The 22,817-nt window shown below is 41.3% G+C and carries 22 protein-coding genes; 11 read left to right on the plus strand and 11 right to left on the minus strand.

What is annotated here, in order from left to right:
- Positions 1–136: 136 nt before the first annotated feature.
- From C7Y70_RS09705 to C7Y70_RS09730, 6 genes are all read right to left on the minus strand, one after another.
- Positions 137–3,256: an efflux RND transporter permease subunit gene (locus C7Y70_RS09705; protein WP_135474725.1), complete on the minus strand. Its 3,120-nt coding sequence runs from the start codon at positions 3,254–3,256 to the stop codon at positions 137–139.
- A gap of 8 nt (positions 3,257–3,264) precedes the next feature.
- Complete coding sequence (locus C7Y70_RS09710; RefSeq protein ID WP_135474727.1) at positions 3,265–4,983, minus strand: efflux RND transporter periplasmic adaptor subunit; 1,719 nt, start codon at positions 4,981–4,983, stop codon at positions 3,265–3,267.
- Positions 4,973–6,298 (minus strand): TolC family protein, encoded by a 1,326-nt coding sequence (locus tag C7Y70_RS09715; protein ID WP_135474729.1) that lies wholly within the window; start codon positions 6,296–6,298, stop codon positions 4,973–4,975. Before C7Y70_RS09715 ends, C7Y70_RS09710 begins: the two co-directional genes overlap by 11 nt.
- Before the next feature lie 98 nt (positions 6,299–6,396).
- A complete protein-coding gene (locus C7Y70_RS09720; protein ID WP_237114046.1) occupies positions 6,397–6,768 on the minus strand; it encodes a hypothetical protein in 372 nt (123 codons plus the stop codon).
- Positions 6,769–6,878: 110 nt separating this feature from the next.
- On the minus strand, positions 6,879–7,487 hold the full coding sequence (locus C7Y70_RS09725) for a paraquat-inducible protein A (protein WP_135474731.1): 609 nt from the start codon (positions 7,485–7,487) through the stop codon (positions 6,879–6,881).
- 47 nt (positions 7,488–7,534) lie between these two features.
- Complete coding sequence (locus tag C7Y70_RS09730; protein ID WP_135474733.1) at positions 7,535–8,809, minus strand: HDOD domain-containing protein; 1,275 nt, start codon at positions 8,807–8,809, stop codon at positions 7,535–7,537.
- 261 nt (positions 8,810–9,070) lie between these two features.
- Here C7Y70_RS09730 and C7Y70_RS09735 point away from each other — a divergent pair, with 261 nt between their 5' ends.
- Positions 9,071–9,637 (plus strand): alkylphosphonate utilization protein, encoded by a 567-nt coding sequence (locus C7Y70_RS09735; RefSeq protein ID WP_099296861.1) that lies wholly within the window; start codon positions 9,071–9,073, stop codon positions 9,635–9,637.
- Between the two features lie 342 nt (positions 9,638–9,979).
- The gene (locus C7Y70_RS09740) at positions 9,980–10,774 is read left to right on the plus strand and encodes an META domain-containing protein (RefSeq protein WP_135474735.1); all 795 of its coding nucleotides are present in this window, start codon (positions 9,980–9,982) and stop codon (positions 10,772–10,774) included.
- 59 nt (positions 10,775–10,833) lie between these two features.
- On the opposite strand, the gene rlmJ is transcribed toward C7Y70_RS09740, so the two are convergent.
- A complete protein-coding gene (rlmJ, locus tag C7Y70_RS09745) occupies positions 10,834–11,673 on the minus strand; it encodes a 23S rRNA (adenine(2030)-N(6))-methyltransferase RlmJ (RefSeq protein WP_099296863.1) in 840 nt (279 codons plus the stop codon).
- A 276-nt stretch (positions 11,674–11,949) separates the two neighbouring features.
- Between rlmJ and zapB the strand changes: the two genes are divergently transcribed.
- From zapB to C7Y70_RS09790, 9 genes are all read left to right on the plus strand, one after another.
- Positions 11,950–12,180: a cell division protein ZapB gene (gene zapB, locus C7Y70_RS09750; RefSeq protein WP_099296883.1), complete on the plus strand. Its 231-nt coding sequence runs from the start codon at positions 11,950–11,952 to the stop codon at positions 12,178–12,180.
- Entirely contained in the window at positions 12,180–12,479 is a 300-nt protein-coding gene (locus tag C7Y70_RS09755) for a cell division protein ZapA (RefSeq protein WP_099296864.1), read from the plus strand. Before zapB ends, C7Y70_RS09755 begins: the two co-directional genes overlap by 1 nt.
- A gap of 63 nt (positions 12,480–12,542) precedes the next feature.
- Entirely contained in the window at positions 12,543–13,553 is a 1,011-nt protein-coding gene (locus tag C7Y70_RS09760) for an MBL fold metallo-hydrolase (RefSeq protein WP_135474777.1), read from the plus strand.
- A 54-nt stretch (positions 13,554–13,607) separates the two neighbouring features.
- On the plus strand, positions 13,608–15,107 hold the full coding sequence (locus C7Y70_RS09765; protein ID WP_135474737.1) for a transglycosylase SLT domain-containing protein: 1,500 nt from the start codon (positions 13,608–13,610) through the stop codon (positions 15,105–15,107).
- A gap of 71 nt (positions 15,108–15,178) precedes the next feature.
- Positions 15,179–15,667 carry a peptidylprolyl isomerase gene (locus C7Y70_RS09770; RefSeq protein ID WP_099296867.1) on the plus strand — a complete coding sequence of 163 codons (489 nt, stop codon included), beginning with the start codon at positions 15,179–15,181 and terminating at the stop codon, positions 15,665–15,667.
- A 13-nt stretch (positions 15,668–15,680) separates the two neighbouring features.
- The gene (locus C7Y70_RS09775; protein WP_135474739.1) at positions 15,681–16,409 is read left to right on the plus strand and encodes an SDR family oxidoreductase; all 729 of its coding nucleotides are present in this window, start codon (positions 15,681–15,683) and stop codon (positions 16,407–16,409) included.
- Between the two features lie 13 nt (positions 16,410–16,422).
- Positions 16,423–17,262, plus strand: coding sequence for an amidohydrolase family protein (locus tag C7Y70_RS09780; protein WP_099296869.1), 840 nt, complete (start codon positions 16,423–16,425; stop codon positions 17,260–17,262).
- 72 nt (positions 17,263–17,334) lie between these two features.
- Positions 17,335–18,888, plus strand: a complete 1,554-nt coding sequence (locus C7Y70_RS09785) for a S41 family peptidase (protein WP_135474741.1) — start codon at positions 17,335–17,337, stop codon at positions 18,886–18,888.
- Entirely contained in the window at positions 18,881–19,276 is a 396-nt protein-coding gene (locus C7Y70_RS09790) for a hypothetical protein (protein WP_245321466.1), read from the plus strand. Before C7Y70_RS09785 ends, C7Y70_RS09790 begins: the two co-directional genes overlap by 8 nt.
- A 52-nt stretch (positions 19,277–19,328) precedes the next feature.
- Here the strand turns inward: C7Y70_RS09790 and C7Y70_RS09795 are convergent, their stop codons facing one another.
- The 4 genes from C7Y70_RS09795 to C7Y70_RS09810 form a co-directional block, all read right to left on the minus strand.
- Positions 19,329–20,504, minus strand: a complete 1,176-nt coding sequence (locus C7Y70_RS09795) for a mandelate racemase/muconate lactonizing enzyme family protein (RefSeq protein WP_135474743.1) — start codon at positions 20,502–20,504, stop codon at positions 19,329–19,331.
- Positions 20,505–20,513: 9 nt separating this feature from the next.
- Positions 20,514–21,281, minus strand: a complete 768-nt coding sequence (locus tag C7Y70_RS09800) for a class II aldolase/adducin family protein (RefSeq protein ID WP_099296872.1) — start codon at positions 21,279–21,281, stop codon at positions 20,514–20,516.
- Between the two features lie 160 nt (positions 21,282–21,441).
- Complete coding sequence (locus C7Y70_RS09805; RefSeq protein WP_099296873.1) at positions 21,442–21,765, minus strand: c-type cytochrome; 324 nt, start codon at positions 21,763–21,765, stop codon at positions 21,442–21,444.
- A gap of 263 nt (positions 21,766–22,028) precedes the next feature.
- Positions 22,029–22,568: a DUF2058 domain-containing protein gene (locus tag C7Y70_RS09810; protein ID WP_099296874.1), complete on the minus strand. Its 540-nt coding sequence runs from the start codon at positions 22,566–22,568 to the stop codon at positions 22,029–22,031.
- Positions 22,569–22,817 lie beyond the last annotated feature (249 nt).

The raw sequence follows: 22,817 nt of genomic DNA on the forward strand, positions 1-22,817 counted from the left end.
GGATAACTCAATGCGGGTTTTGTGCCAAAACATTTAATCCTTTTAAATCAACTATGAATACGGGTGGCGTGATATATAAAGCACTTTTTAAGGGTACAAGTTACACACCACCAGTAAAAGTTATAGACCGTTCAAATCACTTCAGTGATTGCTTTCGCCACAATAAATATACGCTAGGCAATACCAATAGTGTCAACACTATCGCGCTAAACATGCCACCGACCATAGGGGCAGCAATACGGCTCATTACTTCGCTGCCTGTTCCAGTGCCGTAGAGCACAGGCAGTAAACCGATGATAATAGTGGCGACTGTCATCATCACTGGGCGTACTCGCAGGCCTGCGCCTTCGACAATAGCTTGTTTAAGCTCAATAAAGCTAAGTGCTCTACCAGCTTGTTGTGCTTGCGCGCACTTTTCATTGTAAGCTTGGTTTAAGTACACCAACATGATCACCCCAATTTCAACCGCGACCCCAGCAAGGGCAATAAAGCCCACACCCACGGCAACTGAGAAGTTAAAACCTTCTATGTACATAAGCCAGATCCCCCCAATCATTGCCAATGGTAGAGTAGCCATAATTATTGCCACTTCAACAAAGCTTCGAAAGTTGAGGTACAACAGCACAATAATAATCGCTAAGGTCAGTGGTAATACATAAGCAAGCTTATCTTTAGCGCGCTCCATGTACTCATATTGCCCTGCCCACGTTATTGAGTAACCCGGTGGCAACACTAATTGCTCGTCGAGCACTTGGCGCGCACTGTCTACATAACTGCCAATATCAATGCCATCAATATCAATAAAGCTCCAGCCGTTTAAACGAGCGTTTTCACTTTTAATACCTGGTGGGCCGTCTTCAATAAATACATTGGCCACATCGGCAAGTGCTATTCGTTGCCCTGTTGGGGTTACAATTGGCAATAACATGAGGGCTTCTGGCGAATCGCGATAATCCTGCGGATAACGCAAGTTCACCGAGTAACGCTCCTGCCCTTCAACCGTTTGCGTGACATTCATGCCGCCAATAGCGGTAGCAACCACTTGCTGTACGTCAGCAATGTTTAAACTGTAACGGGCTGCTTTTTCACGATTGATATCTACCTTGATATAACGTCCACCAGCTACTCGCTCTGAGTAAACGGAAGCCGTGCCGGGCAAATCTTTAAGTAAGACTTCTATCTGCTGACCAATTTTTTGAATTTCGTTCAAGTTTGGCCCTGCGACTTTAATGCCTACCGGCGTTTTAATCCCGGTTGCCAGCATATCGATACGGGTTTTGATTGGCATAACCCACGCATTTGTCAGGCCTGGAAACTTCACTAAGCCATCGAGCTCTTTTTTCAATTTAGCTAAGGTCATGCCTTCGCGCCATTGATCTTTTGGCTTGAGCTGAATAAAGGTTTCAATCATGGTTAGTGGTGCAGGATCGGTGGCGGTTTCTGCGCGCCCGACTTTACCAAATACTGTTAGCACCTCTGGTACTGTGGCTATAAGCTTATCGGTTTGCTGTAAAATCTCACGCGCTTTACCAATCGACAAACCTGGGTAAGTGGTGGGCATATACATTAAATCGCCTTCATCCAGCGGCGGAATAAACTCACTGCCAATTTTATTCACTGGGTAAAAACCAATAATGGCGACTACCAGTGCTAACAATAAGGTCATTTTAGGGAACCGTAAAACGAGATTCAGTAATGGTTTATAGGTGTTAACCAGTAACCGATTAACCGGATTTTTCTGCTCTGAAATGACTTTGCCACGAATAAAGTAGCCCATCAAAACAGGCACTAAAGTGATTGCTAAACCCGCAGATGCTGCCATGGCATAGGTTTTGGTGTACGCAAGCGGGGAAAACATACGGCCCTCTTGCGCTTCTAAAATAAACACCGGCATAAAACTTACGGTAATAATCAATAAACTAAAAAATAGTGCGGGACCGACTTCACTGGCCGCATCGGTGACCACTTGCCAGCGGTTTTCGTCAGTTAATGGGGTTTTTTCCATATGCTTATGCATGTTTTCAATCATGACGATTGCGCCATCAGTCATCGCGCCAATGGCAATCGCAATACCGCCGAGCGACATAATATTAGCGTTAATGCCTTGCCAATACATGATGATAAACGCAGTTAAAATTCCCAAAGGTAAAGTAATAATAGCCACCAAAGATGAGCGCACATGAAACAAAAAAACGACACAGATCAGAGCTACTACAACTAGCTCTTCGACTAGCTTGCTACTAAGGTTATCTACGGCATTTTTGATCAAATTTGAACGGTCATACACAGGCACTATTTCAACGCCATCTGGCAGGCCTTTTTTTAGAGACTCGAGTTTTGCTTTTACCAGCTCTATGGTTTTTTGTGCGTTTTCGCCATAGCGCATTACCACTACGCCACCCGCGACTTCGCCCTCGCCGTTTAACTCTGCAATACCACGGCGCATTTGTGGGCCGAGGCGAATGTCGGCTACATCGCGTAATTGCAGTGGTGTGCCGTTGGCGTTAACACCCAGTGGAATGGCTTCTAAATCAGCCATACTTTTTATATAACCCGAGCTAGTTACCATGTATTCAGCTTCGGCCATTTCTACTACCGAGGCGCCCATTTCTTGGTTGCCTTGCTTTATGGCCGTTTGAATTAAACTAAGCGGAATACCATAAGCCCGCAGTTTATCCGGCTCTACATTAACTTGGTATTGTTTAACCATACCGCCCACCGAAGCCACTTCTGATACCCCTGGGACGGTTTGTAATTCAAACTTCAAAAACCAATCTTGTAAACTACGTAACTGGCTAATGTCATGCTGATTAGTTTTATCTACCAGCGCGTATAAATAAATCCAACCAACACCGGTGGCGTCTGGGCCAAGCTCTGCGGTTGCGGTATCAGGTAAACGGCTAGCCACTTGGCTTAAATATTCTTGTACTCGGCTTCGTGCCCAATAAAGATCAGTGTTTTCGTCAAAAATGACATACACGTAGGAGTCACCAAAAAATGAAAAGCCCCGCACTGTTTTCGCCCCAGGTACTGAAAGCATGGCAGTGGTTAGCGGAAAAGTGACCTGATCTTGCACTACTTGTGGCGCTTGCCCTGGGTAGGAGGTTTTTACAATCACCTGCACATCTGATAAATCGGGCAAAGCATCAACTGGGGTATTTTTTACCGCAAATAAGCCACCTCCAATCAATATTGCTGTTAATAACAAGACAAAAAAGCGATTAGTAACGGACCAACGAATAACTGCTGCTATCATAATGCCCCCTAGTGACCACTGTGTGATTGCATGCTTGATACAGTATCAATACGCTGGATGACAAATTCACCGTCTTGCACACTGAAGGTAAATGTCAGCTTTTGCTGCACTGCAAGGTGACTTAAATCAACACTTTCAGCAAATGTAAAGTCCATAGTGGCAGGACCTCGATTCCATTTTTTAATTGCGCCACGACTGATATTGGCAATTCGTTTGTCTTTATCAATAGTATTGATACTGCCTGTTACCGTAGCCATGTTGTCAGCTTCATTCATCATATGAGTTGAATCCATTATATGAATAGCGCTTATCAGGTAACTGTTATCCGCTTTTTTTGTTAGCTCAAAATGCAAAGCTTGCCCTGCTTGCAACGCCTTAAAATCAACGCTATCGGCAACGGCAAAGTCCATGGTCATACTAGGCCAATCTAATTCATCCATTGGTTCATGGCTAATATTCACCATACGATGATCTGCCATAACACTATTCACCACGCCTTTCCCCCATACGCTGGTGATAACTGCTGGTGTTTGCATACGTTTAAAATCGGAGCTTTTGCTTGATTCAGAGTCCAACAAAAATTGTGCTGAGATGACGACTTCATCATCGGCATTAATACCCGCCAAGATAACCGTGTTATCACTATCGCTGCGACCAAGTTCTACTGCCACTGATTTAAAGCGACCTTCACCAAGAGCCACTACCACCCGGTCTTGCGAGCCGGTCCGAATAACAGCTTCTTTTGGCACAATAAGTTGTTGTTCAGCGCTAGCATTAATGGTCACCTGCGCAAACATATTTGGCTTTAGTTGATGATCTTGATTGTTAAAGCGCAAGCGCACTCGTAATGTACGGTTTTTAGCATCTAGCGTTGGGTAAATATAATCAACTCGACCTCGCCAACTTTGCCCTGCGATATAGTCAAGTGTCATGGTAACCGGTAAACCCACTTCTATAAGCTGCGCTTGGCGCTCGAATACTTCAGCCTCGACCCACACTTCATCGAGTTGACCAATGCTCATCATTGAAGTACCGGGTTTCACATAAAAACCTTCACGGATATTAAGTTCATTCATTACACCGCTTTGTCGGGCGTAAAAGGTAATATTTTGCATCACTTTTTTATTTGCTTGTAAACGCTCAACAAAACCGTCTGACACATTCAATGCCTTTAAGCGTGCTTTGGCTGCGCGAATAAGTACGGAATTATTGCGATTCACAGCCAATACAAACTCTTCTTGTGCGTTTACCAGTTGCGGTGAATATAAGGTATACAGCGGTTCACCTTTTTCAACCTTATCGCCAGCGGCTTTAACGTACAAAGTTTCTATCCAGCCTTCAACACGCGGGTGAATATGTACTAATTGATCTTGATTAAATTGTACGTAGCCCACTGTTCTCACTTCACTTTGCAATGCTTTAAGCTGTACTTTTGCGGTTCTAACGCCAAGGTTATTAACCACTGTAGGAGATATTGTTACTGTACCAGGGCCGTTTTGGTTATTGCTCTCACTCTCAGCATAAACAGGCACTAACTCCATGCCCATGGGAGAAAGGCCCGGTTCATCACGGCGATAATTACTATCCATAGGTGCAACCCAATACAGGGGGCGTTGTTCTGATTTAACCGTTACAGAATCTCTTGAGTGATCCGTAATAACAAAGCCAATTGAGGCAATACCTATCCCGAATAATACTGCTATAAGTAGTTTTAAATTAATGTTCATTATGCTCTCCTGCAAGTAGCTCTGCCATCACAACAGCATCTTTGCTGCTTGCATAATAATTCAAGCGCGCAATAATAATTTGTTGATCTATTTGGATATTCAACGCGTCTATTTTGGCGTTCAGCTCGCTAATACGGGCGCGCATCACTTCTGAAAAATCACCATCATCGCGGGTATAAGCATTTAATGTCGCTTGTGCTTGTTCTGCCATTTGTGGCAATAGCTTAGTTTGATAAAGCGCGTCACGCTGCTGTAACCTTTTAAGCTGGCTAAACTCTTTAAAATACATCCCTTTGAGCTTTTGTAGTGCGATCAATTTCTCTGTTTTCACCGACTCAGCCATGGCAATTGCAGCATTAACTTGTTGGTCTTGCCGATTATCGGTAAACAGCGGTAAATCGATGCTAATACCGATAGAAAACAAATCGGCGCGAGAGTCGCCCATCGGCGTATCATCACGATAGCCATAGCCCATATTCACACCAAGCTGCGGTTTATAGCCTTGTTTAGCCACTGCAACTTCGGTTTGTTTAGCAGCAATACTTTGCTCTATAGCAACGATGGCAGGATGTTTCATCAGCAGCGGCATGAGCTGCTCAAATTTAAGCTCAGCAAAGTCAACTAATGGCTTAACTTCACCGCGCTTAGCGCTCACAGGTTGAGTTAACATACTCATCGGTAGCCATTGCGACATCCGTTTTTTGGCACTTTCAAACTGCTGCTCTAGCATCACTAATTTATCTTCAAGGCGGGTTAACTCTAACTGCGCGCGAATAATATCTTGCTGACGGGTTTTACCTACAGAGCTGGCATAACTTGATTCGGTAATATCAATCAATTGTGTAAACAAAGCTTTATCTTGCTCAATCAGCGCAATACTTTGCTGAGCCCGATATGCGTTGAGCCAAGATTCAATAATAATGGTTTTAACCTGGGCAAGTCTGTCGGCACGCAACCAAGGATATTGCTGCGCTGATTGAGCTAAAGCTTGCTGTTTCAGCTCTAGGCTGTTACCACGACTAAACATTTGGCTTACACCCACTTTTAACTGGGTCATGCCTTCCTGATCAAAAGCATATCCATCCGTTGGTAAACTCATCAGCCCTAAGGTTAATACCGGATCAGGTAGCGTGCCTGCGGCTAAGCTTTGTGCTTGCACAGCAACTTGTTGATATTTATTGGCCTTCAGCCAAGGCTCGTTATCAAGCGCATAATCGAGCGCTTGTTTAAGGCTTAGCTCGTTACTGTGTGCTGATGTTGCAGTACCTAACAGCAAAGCTAAAATACTGACTTTAAATATAGAAAAGTGTTTCACACTACTCTCCAGAAAAATTAAAAAAATGATTAATTTAGAGGCAGTAATAGGTGATTTTTAATATGATTTAGTAAATTTTAGACGCACCTATCCTGCAATTACGCAGGCATAGGAGGGCGATATAACGAACTGGCTATATAATGTTGTTCTTGCGGGGTGTAGAGCTGTACTTTATCGGAATTGAGTAGCACGGCGGTAAATAAACTTTCCATACTCAACATAGAATGAGTACTACATGCGCTCATTGGACAAGCGCACTCTTGGTTGCTTGTTGCGTCGTCATCGCAGCAATCCATATTCATCATACCTGATGACATATCATGATGCATATCGGTAGTATCAACAGCTTGCACCTGAGCTTGGCTCATATGAGGCATTTCGCATGACATAGTTACAGACGCAACAGCTTGACCCACTAAAGTGAGTAACAAGACTATGGCCAATAAACTCTGGTTAATACGTTGCAACACAATGCCTTTTAAAATTAGGTTCTAGGTTCTAGGTTCTAGGTTCTAGGTTCTAGGTTCTAGGTTCTAGGTTCTAGGGAAGTTTATGATAACTACACAGTTAACACAAATGTTTAACTATTTCTTGGCGTAACTTTAATTAAACTGCTCGCGGTGATGGCAAATAAACAATAACCAGTAAAATACCAAAAACCAGCACCCAATTCGGCGCGCATATTAATCAACTCACCCATTTGGCCATCAGCATTACCGGCAAGATAAGCGACGATTAAAGCAATCACAAATACATCTACCATGCTCCATTTAGTAACACATTGTATAACTCGACCGAGCATGTGTTTAAATTTATTCACTGGTAAAAACATGTATAACAATTGCATTAATAACTTTAAGGTTGGGATAACTATAGAGAAAAATGCCACCAGCACGGCGACTAAATAGTTTTTATTATCTGCCAGTTCATTAACCGTCCCCCAAATACTGCGTGTTTTTTGGTATGCGCTAATTTCACCTTCAAGTTTGTCAAGCCCCAGCATACTTGATGCCATCATCAGCATATTGCGGGTACTTACGTCACCTTCCTCTGCTAGCATTTCAATGCCCACTTGAGCTAATTGCGACTTGTCTATTCTTCCCTCAAGAGTTAAAACAGGTTGCGTAATACCTGGTAATAATAATGCGAGTGCTATAACTATAACTGTGAGTGGTAAAATTTTACGCATAAGTCGACATCAAAAAAAATTAATAGCATCGTATCATAATGAAACCATTATACCTGTTCAATAATAGACGCTAATACCTCATCACCATATTCTCGCGCACTAAGCATGATATTATAGACAACCTCGATATTTGAAGCTGGGCGAATTGTTTCAAGCAATTGCTCCGCCATGGGCCAATTATCTTCTTCCACAGCACGAACTAATTGCAATGTTGCACCAAGCATTCCATTATAGTTAAGCAAAGCACCTGATAGCTCATCGCCCAAACAAAACTCTTTTGCGATAACATCGAGCTCTATGTTTAGTATCGCATCAAGGATTGAAATTAATCCGACTAAGTAGCCTTGCTCTGACATGTCCTTGCCGCCGGGTTCCAGCATTAGCTGCATAAAGTGCGCACGGATTAAGCCAAGTTTAGTTAATTCAGTTGGTCTATCTACCCCTAGTTCACTTAAAGCAAGTACCCGCACAAATTGGCGAATAGCGTCTTCCCCCAAGTAGATAACAGCTTGTGAAATTGACGTAATAACTAAGCTCTTACTCTCTGAGCGAGCATTAACCAGTTTTAGAATCCGTGCAGTGAGACCTACATCCTTTGCAATTCGCTGCTGTATTTCATCAAAATTAAGATCCAATCGTGAGGTGCATCTTAATAAATCAAAAACCGCCAATTTTGACGGCTCAACATTTTGGTACGTCAGCATTTCTGGGCGTGCAAAAAAGAAGCCTTGAAAGAGGTCGCATCCAGCGTTTTTTAACGACAAAAATTGTTCATGAGTCTCTATACGTTCAACAATTATTTTTAACCCAGGAAAACGGCGTTTAAGCTTTTTTAACGCCATGTTAGTTTTAATGATGGGCTCTTCAACTTCTAGTTTTATATAATCAACAAGCTCCAAAAGAGGTTCCCACTTTTCATCGCCATCATAATCATCTAAAGCAAACGTGTAACCCTCCCCTTTTAAAGATTTAACGCGGTGGGTAACCTTTTCAATGTTATTGGCACGCTCGACAATTTCAATAACAGCGCTACTAGGCTGTAATAAACGAGGAAAGTCTTCCAATAAGGCATCTGACGATAAGTTGATGAACGCGTATTGTTTTGCTGTTAATTTTTCTAATCCTATCAGCATAAGCGCATTAAAAAATAATCGCCCCGTGGCTTGGCCATCTGAGGTGCCTGCAGGAAACACATTATTAACTGAATCACGATATAATAGCTCGTAAGCAAAGATGCCTTTTTCGGCATTAAAAATTGGCTGGCGTGCGATGTATTGCGTCACCATAGTGGGCATTGTTTTTGTTATTTTAGTATTCGACATTTCTTGCCCTTCTGATGCGGCTGCTTTTGAGGTTCATCAATTGAGTATTCATATATTAAATTAGTATAGTGATTTTTTAGAAGCTTGCATGTATAAACTGTGTTTAAAAGTAGAAATTCCCTTCAATCAAAGCAACCAGAACTTTCTGATTTAATGAATTATAATAAAAATACCCTTACATTTATCAGGGATATGTTTTTCTGGGACTCGACAGTGGTATACTTGCTTTATATCTAGGCCCACACTAAAAGAATCTAAAATATGAGTATCGAACAGACTTTAATTGAGCGTAGCAATAACCAATGTGAGTTATGTAATGCAACCGATAACCTATCAGTTTATGAAGTACCACCAGTTGCTGAAGCACATTCAGATAAATGCATTTTTGTTTGTCAAACATGTAAAAACCAAATTGAATTAACTACTGAGCTAACACCAACACATTGGCATTGCCTAAATGACAGCATGTGGAGCCAGACGCCAGCCGTGCAAGTTGTCGCTTATAGAATGCTTACTCGTCTTGCAGTAGAAAATGGCTGGGCACAAGACGCTTTAGATATGATCTATCTTGAAGAAGATACACTTAGCTGGGCACAAAAAGTTCTTGCTGAAGAAGATGATATTAAACACCTTGATAGTAATGGCGTGGTTTTACAAGCAGGCGATACGGTGACTCTTATCAAAGACCTCGATGTTAAAGGAAGCAGCTTGGTTGCTAAACGTGGTACCGCCGTGCGTAACATTGGCTTAACCAGCAACCCTGAGCACATTGAAGGGCGTGTAGACGGTCAACGTATAGTTATTTTGACCAAGTATGTAAAAAAATAAGCTTAACCTTGCAGTTTAATTTTTTAAAAATGGGCCATGTGCCCATTTTTGCTAATTGATCTGAGATCTGATTAAGAGATGTAATAATGCATGGATATTAAATAACAAATTCCCCCTTAGTCTCCAGCCGGAGACTTTTAGCGATAACAAGGCGAGTTTACGCGTCAATAGCTGGCTTATTGCAAGTCAATTCAACACAGTTAGCGTCGAAAGTAGTCGCTGGAGATATATTTATTATTCAGAGCTGGGGTTAATTAAGCTAAGATTAAGTGCGAAAGGATTACGCTGCATTCGTTGTGTAGTCGTGCGTGCTACAAGCTTTAGCTCATTCAAGGAAAATTTATGTCATTACAAAAATCATCATTAGGCTGTCTTGTTTTATTAACGGCAAGTATTGCCCTTTCTGGTTGTACTCAGGAGAATGCATCCGACAATACAGCAGAGCAAAAAACAATGGCGACGCTTAATACCCAAGTATCCTATTTAGACCGCAGCATGTTACCACCAGGCTCCGTAATGACCGTTAAGCTTTCTGATGTGTCTAAAATGGACGTTAAATCCGATGTTATTAGCGAGCAAACCTTAGAGCTCAATGGTGGTCCGCCTTATGATGTATCGCTGCAGTATGATAAGTCAGAAATTAAAGCTGGCCATCGTTACAGCGTTAGTGCACGTATCGAAAACCAAGGCAAATTGCTTTACATTAGCACAACCAGTAATAACCCTTTTGCGCAACAGCAAACAGATCAACCATATAAAGTTATCGTGTCAAAAACCGCTGCTGCTAAGCCAGACGTAACCCTAACAAACACTTACTGGAAAGCAGTAAACTTTTATGGTGAAGCGATTGAGGTGAAAACCAAAGAGCCTTTTATTCAATTTAAAGCCGATGGCACAACACATGGATTTTTAGGATGCAATAACTTTACTGGTAGCTACGAAGCCAATGAAAAAACCATTACTTTTAAGCCATTAGCAAGCACTCAAAAAATGTGTATTGAGCAAATGAATATTGAAACTACAATGTCAGCAGTACTTGATACCGCCAGCGAATTTGCTATTGATGGTGAAACACTCACAATGAAAAATGCAGCAGGTAAAGTCACTGCAACCTTCCAAGCAACGCACTTTAATTAGACTCTTGCATAAAAAACGCCCAAACAAAGTTGGGCGTTTTTTAAAACTGCTTCACACGGTTATTCTTCAACTAACTGCTCGCTACGGTAAAAGCCGCTGGCGTCGCTTAACAAATCCACTAATTCAGGTAACACAGCATCCATGGTTTGTTTTAACTTCCAAGGAGGGTTAATTACAATCATGCCTGATGCTGTCATACCATGTTCGTCAGTATCGGCTTGCGTAGCTAGCTCAAATAATTGAATATTACGCATTCCTGAAGCTATAAGCCCCTCTTCCATACGATCAATACGTTCTCTGTCAACAACTGGGTACCAAATCATGTAAGTACCCGTAGCAAAGCGCTGATGGGCTTTAACTAACGTTTTAACGACTGTATCGTAGTCGTCTTTAATTTCATAAGGTGGGTCAATCAACACACAAGCTCTGCGTGATGCAGGAGGTAACAAACCTATTAGTCCCGCAAAACCATTTTCACCGCGGACACGGATTGAGCGCTTGCCTTGCATGTTTTCTTCTAGTAACACGAGATCCCGAGGGTGCAACTCAAAAAACCAGCCTTTATCTTGGCGGCGTAAGTAATGCTCAGCTATTTTTGGTGAACCTGGATAAAAAGCAAGCTCACCTTGTTCATTAAAAGATTTGATCAATGCTATATAGTCATTTAAAGCTTCGTGACCACTGCTGTGCTGATAAAGCTTTGCTATGCCATCTTGAAATTCTTGTGTTTTTTGTGCATCAGCAGAAGCTAATTCAAAAAAACCAGCCCCTGAGTGAGTGTCGATATAATCAAGTGGCTTATTTTTAATTGTTTGATAACTTAATACCTGCGCAAGCACGAGGTGTTTAAGAACATCGGCTGGATTTCCAGCATGAAATGAATGTCTGTAACTGAGCATAATTTAAGTTTCGCTATAAACCAATTGATAGGAGCTGTGAACAATCTCATTATACCCAAGCTTATCTAAGATACGAGTTTATGATGAAATTAATATCCTTCCTAAACATCACAATACTGACGATTAAAGTGAACCAATTCTGAACAAAGAAGCTTAGCAGCTGAATTTCCCCTTAACATCAAATAAAAAACAGCTAAAAGCTGCGTAAGTGCTAGCATATAGTGTAACTTTGCTTTACATTTGCAAGTTATTAATAACAGTTATATGAGCGCCTTTATGAACAACGAAACTCTTTCTCAACTCGAACAACTGATCGACCAATTAATCACTCGTAATAATGAACTACAAGCTGAAGTAAAAAGCCTAACAGAAAAAAATGGCCAGCTAATAGACGAAAACGAAACCTTACAGCTTGAAGTACTTGATAGCGAAGAAAAGCAAAAAGATACAAGCAGCACATTAAGCTCACTGCTAGAGAAGCTACAAAGCGCTCAACAGGCTAGCTAATGTCAGAGCTGCAAAATCAGCGAGTCACTGTTGAGCTACTAGGCAAAGAGCAGCAATTTGCTTGCCCACAAGGCCAAGAAGACGCATTGATTGCAGCTGCTAAGCACCTCAATGATTTAGTAGAGCAAATGAAACAACGCTCTACTGTAAGAAATGATCAAAAAGCCTTGCTTATGGCAGCCTTGAATATCAGCCACGAGTTGTTAGAAGTGCAAAAGCAACAAGCAACAGCACAACAACAACAAGATGAGCTTATAGATAAACTGAGTTTATATTTAAACGACTCTAACCATAAATAAACAAGCGTATTTTGCGCTTGTTTTTTATCTGCTTAGCCTGCACATGACAACTAGGGATAAATGATGAAAAACTATTTTATCAGCTTTCGCTTAACTCACTTTTTAGTTTTTGCAGGCACTTTATTGTCGACTAGCCAGGCTCAAGCGCAATGGCAAAAAATATCTAACCAAGTCGATTTTTTTCAACAGCCCGCTAATTTACGTTTTTATGATTCAAACCAAATTCTCATTAAAGGGGATAGCTGTGCATTAATCTTTGATGCCAGTGGCAACTTCTCTGCTGTTGAAGCAACGGTAAAACATCTCAAACGCACACTTGAAGTTCCCTTATGTTATTTAATCGCAAGCCACTTTCATGACGATCATCTACTTGGAATGGCAGTACTACAGCATCATTATCCAGATGCTAAATTAATTACACATAAAAAATTAGCAACAAGCTTTACTGATTTTCAACAGGCGTATACTAATAAGCTAGATAACTACCAGCAAAGTATTGAATTAAGCTTTCAGCGCTTAGCCAAGCAACCTGTAGATAAGCAACCAGCATGGCACGATAAACTTGAGTTAGCTAAAGAACGACTGCTGCGATGGCGAGAGTACGCACTGCATCCACCTGCTTTAACAGTTACTGACTCACTCGCACTGGATTTAGGTAACTACCCTATAACAATCAATGCCTACCAAGCACATACTGATGCTGATTTAATGCTTTTTGCAGAGCAGCAAACAATTTTAATCGGTGGAGATATTGTCGACTACTTACCTTACCCAGGGCACGGAAATTTAACTAGCTGGCAAGCGCTATTGAAAGAATTAACGACAGGCACTAGTGAGCAGATTATTTTACCAGGCCACGGTAAGCCATTGACAGTAAAAAACCTTGAGCAGTCTCATGCTTTTTTAATTGCCATACAAGAACATGTACAGAACAACCCAGAACAAAACTTAGCTCAACTCCAACAAAGCTTTAATAAACAATTTGCTAACCAGTACATCACAGATGATATTTCAGCCAAAGCTTACCCAATGTTTCTGCAAGCTGGACTTAAACGCGCTAAACAGTCAAAATAGCAGCCGCACAGGGTTGTGCTAAACTTAAACAAGGACTGAAGTTGGGTGGTTTTTATGTGCAGATATTTTTGTGCTTTATTGCTAATGTTTTTTTTGCTTTTCGGATGTAAAACAATCGAGCACCCAATTGAAGCTGATGAAACAATTCAAGCCCCAATCATTTTTAATCATTTTAAGCCTTCGAACACACTACCGACTACAGCATTAAAAACTCACATTAGCGATATACCGTTAGGTATAAAAGCGCCAGAGAAAACAACGCCCAAAACAGCCTCAAAAGCCACGAAAAATCAGCGCCACACAGATTTATGGCAGCATATTGCACACAATTTACAGTTTAAGATATACCTCAACACAGCGTTAAAAAAGCGTATTAAATGGTATGCAAAACAGCCTCATTATTTAGAAACTGTTAATAAACGAGCCGCACCTTACCTATATCATATTGTACGAAAAGTAGAGCAACAAAATCTCCCTATGGAAATCGCTTTATTACCTTTTGTAGAAAGTGACTTTAGGCCTGCAATACGCTCATCCCAGCATGCTGTTGGAGTGTGGCAACTAGTTGGCGCAACAGCCCATCATTTTGGAGTAAAGTCAGACCAATGGTACGATGGCCGTCAAGATGTATTAGCATCGACAGATGCTGCATTGGCTTATTTAAAATACTTACACAAACGTTTTAACGGTAATTGGTTACATGCTTTAGCCGCTTATAATACTGGTGAGGGAAGAGTAAAACGTGCTATAGCAGAAAATAAAAAACGTGGTAAAAGCACCGATTATTGGTCATTAAAGTTACCTAAAGAAACCGCTGAATATGTACCAAAGCTCCTTGCTCTGAGCTACTTAGTACAAAACCCCACTCAAGGCCTAAAGCGCCCGAAATTAGCCAACAAAGCAATCACAACAGAATTTGATGTTGGGCAGCAGTTTGATTTCTCAGTGATAGCTAATTTATCTGGTATTGGTCGTAAGCAACTTCATAAGCTCAACTCTGGGTATTTAAAAAATCAAAGCTCACCGAATGGTCCCCATACCCTTTTAATCCCTATGGCACAGCAGAACCTTCTAACGAGTCAATTTTTTAAACGTAACTTTGCAGGAGAGTACATTGTAAAACAAGGGGATACTTTGTATGCCATTGCGCGTCGCTTTGACATGCCAGTTAAAAAGTTAAAAATGATGAATAGTAAGCTATCAAACCTAATTAACATTGGTGAAACCTTAACTGTCGGCCAGCCACGCACCATGCCTGACACTTTAACGATAGATTATAAAATCAGCCCATACCTTGAGCACACTGAAATCGCCATACCCACCATAGCCGTGGAATATCAAGTAAAACCCGGCGACACTATATGGGGAATAAGCCAGTTATATGATGTACCTCACAAAGATTTGGCTCAGTGGAACAAACTTAGTGCATCCAGTATTTTAAAGCCCGGTGCTTTATTAGTACTTCATTTACCTCAAGCTACAAAGCCTGCTCCCAAAGTTAATAACGAAGGCATGCTTTCGGGGTTAGAAAAAACCTTAAATAAGCCGCAATAGTCAATAGTTTCAGATCTGTCACAATTAGCGTAAAATCAGCCTTTATCTATATTTTCCTATAAGAGATTGGCATGCAAATCAGTAAAAATTCAGCGGTTGAGTTTCATTACACTTTAAGTGAAGCGGGTGAGCAACTTGAAAGTAGTAAAAACGACACGCCACTTAGCTACATTCATGGCCTTGAAGGTATGCTACCAGGTCTTGAAAAAGCCCTTGAAGGCAAATCTGCTGGCGACAACTTAACCGTGACATTAGCACCAAGTGAATCTTATGGCGAACGCGTTGATGATTTAATTCAACGTATCCCACTTAAACACTTGCAAGGCGATACCAAAGTATGGAAACCAGGTATGACTGCGATGGTGCATTCAAACCAAGGTAAGCACCAAGTTACCATTGTTAAAGTTGGCCGTTTTAATGCTGATTGTGATTTAAACCACCCATTTGCAGGCAAAACATTAACGTTTGATGTAGACGTTATCTCTGTGCGTGAAGCGACGAGCGAAGAGCTGTCTCATGGTCATGTTCATAGCGAAGGCGGCTGTGGTCACAATCACTAATTAAGGACAAATAATGACAAAAGTTGCAATAGTAACCGGTGGAAGCTTAGGTATTGGTCGTGCTATCTGTCAGCGCTTAGAGAGTGATGGCTTCAAGGTCTTTAACTTAGACATTCAAAAGGGTGAATTTGGTAGTTGGCATGAATGTGATGTTAGCCAGAGCGAACAAGTAGAGCTGGCAATCGCAAAAATAGCGCAAAGCCAAGGCCGTATTGATGTACTCGTATCAAATGCAGGTAAGCATCTTAGCGCGACGATAGAAGACACCGACGAAGCAACTTTTGACTCATTATTCGCGCTCAATGTTAAAGGGGCATATGCTGCTGTTAAGGCCGTATTACCGAGCATGAAAGCACAAAAAAGTGGGGCGATAATTTTTATCGCTTCTGACCAAGCAAGTATAGGCAAAACCAATTCTTTTGCTTATAACCTGACAAAGCACGCCCTAGCATCGATGGCAAAAACAACGGCTTTAGATTACGCAACCTTTAACATTCGTGCCAATGCTGTATGCCCAGGCACAATTGAAACGCCTTTATTTCATAATGCTATTGACGCCTATTGCAAAAGTAGTGGCGCCAATAAAGCTGATATCGTTGCCCAAGAGGGTGCATTACAACCACTAGGTCGATTAGGGCAGCCAGAAGAAGTGGCCGCTTTAACTGCATTTTTAGCAAGTGACAATGCAAGCTTTATCACTGGCAGCTTACAAAACATTGATGGCGGCTACACAGCCCAATAGTTAGGTAAATGAAATGCATAATAAAATAATTGACCCTCATGTGCATTTTTTCAATTTAATTGAAGGTGAATACACGTGGTTACAAGGAGGTAAACCACCTCCATGGCCACACCTTGGCCAAATAAAAGCCCCTGTCACTGCTGCTGAGTTAATGCAACATTGTTCATTTGATTTAGAGGCCCTTGTTCACATAGAAGCTGGGTTTAATAATAACCACCCAATTGAAGAGTTAATTTGGCTCAGTAAGCATTTAGCACAAACTCATTATAAAGCAATCGGTTATGCAAAGATTGATGATTGCCCTGAGACATTCAAACAAGCAATTGCAAATTTATTGCATCCATCACTTGTTGGTATCAGAGATATCACAGAAGCAGAGGAAAGCTCGCGCTTACTGAGCCCAAACACGGTTACCAATCTGGCTTACTTAGCCAAGTTAGGGTTACATTTTGAAGCGCAATTTGAACTAGAAAACACCTCTGTTAGCGAACGCGTTGCTAACTACTGCGCGCAGCTCCCAAATTTACGAATGGTTATTAATCATGCCGGGTTACCTCAAAAAATAGATGACTGGAAAATGGGGATCGCTGTTTTAGCGCATAATCAAAACGTATATATTAAATATTCGGGATTTGAACTACTCCCCCTTTCAAAAATACAGCAACAAAAGTGTTTTGATTTTATATTCCAGCAATTTGGCCAATCACGCGTGATGTTTGCTAGCAACTTTCCGGTTTGCCAAATACAACACAGTTATGAGGCTATTTGGCAAAGCCATCATGCACTATGTAAAAACCCAATTCTGTGGCAAAGTTTGAGCTACGACAATGCACTTTGCTTTTACCAGCTTTAAATTTAATGTGACTATCTTGTACAAATAAAAAGCGCTATATTCTATTAAAGTAGTTAAGTGTGAGTACGATTAATGAAAAAGTCACAATATAAACTAGCTGTCGCATCAGTCCTATCTCTGAGTGTTTTATCTGGATGTGGCTCTGGCTCCTCTGACAGCAACTCCTCAGGTCCAACAGTGATTAATTGGGCACAAGGTGAATTTCAGTCATCGCGTAATTTTGAGCAACAGTGCCAAGCACTTAACGAAAAACATTGGCTACGCTCATGGAGTAATGAAACCTACCTTTGGTATGATGAAATTGTAGACCGAGATCCTGCACTTACAGAATCTGTTGCTGATTACTTTCAACTATTAAAAACGGAAGAAATCACCAACTCTGGCGCCAATAAAGACAACTTCCATTCCAGCTTACCCACAGCACAGTGGCAAGCACAAAGTCAGTCTGGAATTGCCTTTGGCTATGGGTTTAAAACTAAAATAATTAGCCCAACAGCACCTCGCCAAGGAGTTATAAGTTATACAGAGCCTAACTCCCCTGCTAGCCAAGCGGCGATCTCTCGTGGTTTTGAAATCATAGAAGTAGATGGTGTCGACTTTGTTAATGCCAGTACGCAAGAGGATGTCGATATCATTAATGCGGGCTTATTCCCTAAAGAGTCAGGTAAGGTCACCACGTTTACGTTTAAAAGCGTGACCACATCAGAAATACGAGAAGTCACGCTCACCGCTCAATCAATAGCAACGCAACCGGTGACTAACGTAAAAACACTGGCTGATGGGAATGTCGGTTATTTTCAATTTAATAGCCATAATGCAGTTGCAGAAAAACCCTTATATGATGCATTTAATACTTTAAAAAACAATAATGTCACTGATTTAATTATTGATATTCGCTACAACGGTGGTGGCTTTTTACAAATGGCCAGCCAAGTGGCTTACATGATTGCAGGTGATGCGAATACCAATAATAAAATTTTTGAACGCACTATTTTTAACGATAAACACCCTGTATTTAATCCTGTAACAGATGAGCGTTTAGAGCCCGTATTATTTACCGATGAATTTGTTGGCTTTGCTGAAAACCCAAGCCTTAATCCAGGCACTAAACTACCTACCCTTAACTTAGAACGCGTTTACTTACTCACGACAAGTAGCACGTGTTCAGCCAGTGAAGCCATTATTAACGGTTTAAGGGGGGCTGACATCGACGTAATACAAATCGGAGCCGGCACCTGTGGTAAACCGTATGGGTTTTATGCTACCGATAACTGCGATGTTACCTATTTTACCATTCAATTTACCGGTGAAAATAACAAGGGGTTTGGTGAGTATGCAGATGGTTTTGCCCCACAAAATACACTAAACACTGAGCGCTTACCTGTGCGTGTTGCGGGCTGTGCTGTGGCTGATGACTTTACTCGTCAGTTAGGCGATCCTAATGAAGCACTCTTAGCAACAGCGCTTAATTATCGTGAAACAGGTAATTGCCCTGCGCCAACATCAACGGCCAGCCTGCAAGGTTTTGCGCCTTCACAGCAAAGTGACACGCCTTACGTTATTGATACGCGAGCCATCACATTTGCAGAGCAGAATAAAGTGTTACCTAAAGCTGAAAATGAGTGAAATTATAATGAAGAGCATCTTTGGTATTTGCATACTGAGTAGTACCTTATTATTGGGCTGTGCAGCACCAGCAGATAAGCCCACGCCCAAATTACAGCATGCACTATTAAAAGAGCCGCAAAGCGAATTAATTGCGCAAGGCATAGCACGGCTCATGCGCAGTAATGCCATTGCCGTCGCTAAAGATGTATTTATGACAGGGAGTGTAATCGTTGTTGATAGTACTTCTAAAACAGACTCTTTAGGCAACCCAATTATGGGCAAACAACTAAACATGCCTGATAAATTTGAATTGTTAATTAAAGGTGGTACCTGCTTTGTACGCCATTTAGATAGCAAAGCAACTGAGTCATTGCCTGACGTAACATGTAAAATAAACAACGGATAAACATTAAAAAAGCCCTAATCGGGCTTTTTTAATGTTAGGCGCAATGCAGTGATTACTTAACTTCTACACGTTGTGAACGCATTACAATCTCATCATTTAGCTCAATACCTAAGCCAGGCTCTTCTGACACTTCAAAGAAGCCATTTTTTGGCTGTGGATCTTGTAAGCATAATTCGCGGTTCCACTTTTTGATTGCATAAGTGTGGTGCTCATGAATCAAAAAGTTAGGGATAGCTGTTTCAAGATGTAGCGATGCTGCTGTAGCAACTGGGCCGCCACATACGTGCGCTTGAATTCTTACATCAAAAATATCAGCGTAATCACATACTTTTTTCGTTTCAGTAAAGCCACCGCACAAACCAATATCAGGTTGTAATACATCAATGCTTTGATCTTCAAGGTATGGGCGCACACCCCAACGATTATATAAACGTTCGCCACCGGCGATTGGTACAGCGACTTTATCCGCAACTTTTGCATGCAATGAGTGATTTAAATAGTTAACCGGCTCTTCGTAGTACATACAATCAAACTCTTCAGCTATTTCACCGATTTGAATGGCAGATGTTGCCCCCGGCAAGCTGTGGCATTCAAAAATAATATCAACTTCATCACCTACCGCTTCACGAATTGCTTGCATGCGCGCACGATAAAGCTTCATTTCAGCGCGTGAAATAATCTTGGTGCGGTCATAGTAAGTATTACCTTCTTTATCATACTGAATAGGGTCAACCTTAACGGCATCGTAACCTTCTGCAATCGCTTTTAAAGCGGCTTCTGCATATTCTTGTGGTTGTACTAAGGCTTTAAATTCACTATCCCAGTCAAACTGTAATTGCGAGGCGTAAGTACGTAGTTTATCGTTAACTTTACCGCCGAGCAGCTGGTAAACAGGTAAACCAAGTGCTTTACCTTTAATATCCCAAAGCGCAGTATCAATGGCGCTCATCGCAGCATACACGACCGGGCCGCCTCCTAAACCCCAAAAGCTTTCACGTAGCATACGTGACCATAACTTTTCTGTTTGAAATGGGTCATGACCAATCAAAAACGCATCAGCCATTTCTTTGATCATGGCAGCAGCGGCACTGTGGCCTAAGTCGTACGCAAGACCCGCCTCACCAACACCGCTAATGCCTTCATCGGTGTGAATACGGACAAATACAGGCGTCCACGCTGGACGCTCAGGGCAATGGATATCAAATACTTCAACGCGATTAACTTTCATGAAAATTCCTTAATTAGCAAAACTTGGATCAAGACGATAGGCTTTACGTAACATAGCAGGCCAAGCTAGCTGACCACCCGTACTACCACTGTGAACAACGTTAGCTTGATTATAAATATTATCGATAATGGCTTGCGGTACTGGCGTAACATCTGCACCGCTTGATTGTAGTGCGAGTTGAATTTCACACGCGCGCTGTAAATCATAAAAACGCATGAATGCATCACCTACTGTTGGGCCAACAGTAAGCCCGCCGTGGTTGACTAATAACATATGATTAGTATTAGCAAGGTCATCTTGCAGTCGTTTTCTTTCATCATCATTCACTGCAAGCCCTTCATAACCATGATAAGACAACGATGGTAAAGAAAACATCGAATACTGACTAAGTGGCAGCAAGCCTTGTTTTTGCGTCGCTACTGCAATAGTTTCTTTTGTATGTAAGTGGATAACACAGTGAGCGTCGTCACGCACTTCATGAATAGCACTGTGAATTGTAAAACCAGCAGGGTTAATTTTAAACGGAGTGTCATCTAAGATATTGCCAGATAAATCCACTTTCACCAGATTTGATGCCGTTACCTCGTCAAACGTGAGGCCAAACGCATTTACTAGATAATGATCAGTGCCTGGTAGCCGTGCCGATAAGTGCGTGTAGATTAAATCACCCCAACGAAAGTGATCAACTAAACGGTAACAAGCGGCTAAATCAACACGTAACTGCCACTCCTGTTCTGATACTTTATTTTTTAAATCCAGTTGCGGTAATTCAAACATATTTATGCCTTGTATAAACACACTGAGTACAATGCGAAATAGATGTATAGAAGTCTAAAGTAGTCTAAGGTTGCAATCAACCATTAGAAACAAAACAGCCACATCAAATAAATTGATGTGGCTGTTTGAGCGTTAACTAAAAATCAGCTTAACGTGTCAGTTACTTAACGTTTGATAAGTAATCAGCAATTGCCGCCATTTCTTCTTCAGATACGTTTGCAACCATCGCTTTCATTGCCATGCTCATGCCGTTTGCGCGAGCACCTGACTTAATGTCTTTCATTTGTGCGAGTAAGTATTCTTTGTTTTGACCATTCAGCTTAGGATACATTGCCATGATAGGTGATTTACCTTCAGCGCCATGACATGTTTGACAGTTTTTAGCGGTATAAAGCGCTTCACCGTCCGCAGCCATTGTTGAAAATGAAGCACTTGCAGCCACAGCAAGGCTTGCCCCTAAAAGTAGTGTTTTTATCTTGCTCATTATATTTTCTCTTCTTTTTAACGGTTTTGAAATCTGACCAATTAAGTGTAGACCATGCACACTAACTTGCTAATTTGTACGTAAATCATACACGGTGTAGATCACTGATACTTCTTTGGTATACGTCACTCATTGTACCAATAATAGTTAAAAACAATCTATTATATATAAAAGAGACAAATAAAAAGATTGGTTACCCTACCTATCTATCGTCGTTTACGGCCTAGGCCAAATATTACTTATTCTCTTTTATTAGTGCGCTATTACCACACAAGATCATCAGGTACTTCAAAGTCAGCATATGGGTCATTATCGTCTTTACCTTTGTCGTCTGGCTCAACATGGAATACGATATATTTTTCATCAACTTCAGCTACTTTGCGTGCTGGCTCATCTTCCAGTACATAAAACTGACCTTCAAGCACACAAATTGCTAAACGCCCGCCTGATAACGCTTTTTGAGTTTTTTCATTAACATCAAGTTCTTTTACTTTATTCTCAAAAGTAAAATTAAAGGTGCGCTCACCGCGGATCTCATCTTGATTATGATGCTCTAATATTTGCTTAACACGTGCAACTTGTTCACGCTGCTTTAAATCACCTTGGCGCGCTTGATTTAACTCTTCGGCTTTCTTTTGCTGCTCTAGCTTGGTTTGTTGAATGTGTTTTTGCAGATCGCTGGGGTTACTAGTTGCCCCCTTCTTTTGTTTTTTTTGTTGCTTTCGTTTCTCACTTTTTGCCACTTTTGCTTTGTGCGACGTTGTTAACCCTGCCTGAAGTAACTGGTCTTGTAATGAACCCATTGTCTTGTTCCATGAAAAACTGATATTAGAATTATTTTATACCGATACCCACCACACCTCAAGATACGAGTTGCGCTAGAATTCAACCAACTTTGCCAACCCATTAATTGCGCTACGGATTAATACTTAAGATTTACCATCTTTATGCTGGTAATGTAGCAAAGCTAAAAATGCAAAACCTGATATAGCACAACTAATTTGTATTTCTTTATCTAAAATAATGGCTTAAATTAACTATTGCAATTGATT

The sequence above is a fragment of the Pseudoalteromonas sp. KS88 genome (assembly GCF_004766475.1).
Taxonomy (GTDB): Bacteria; Pseudomonadota; Gammaproteobacteria; order Enterobacterales; family Alteromonadaceae; genus Pseudoalteromonas.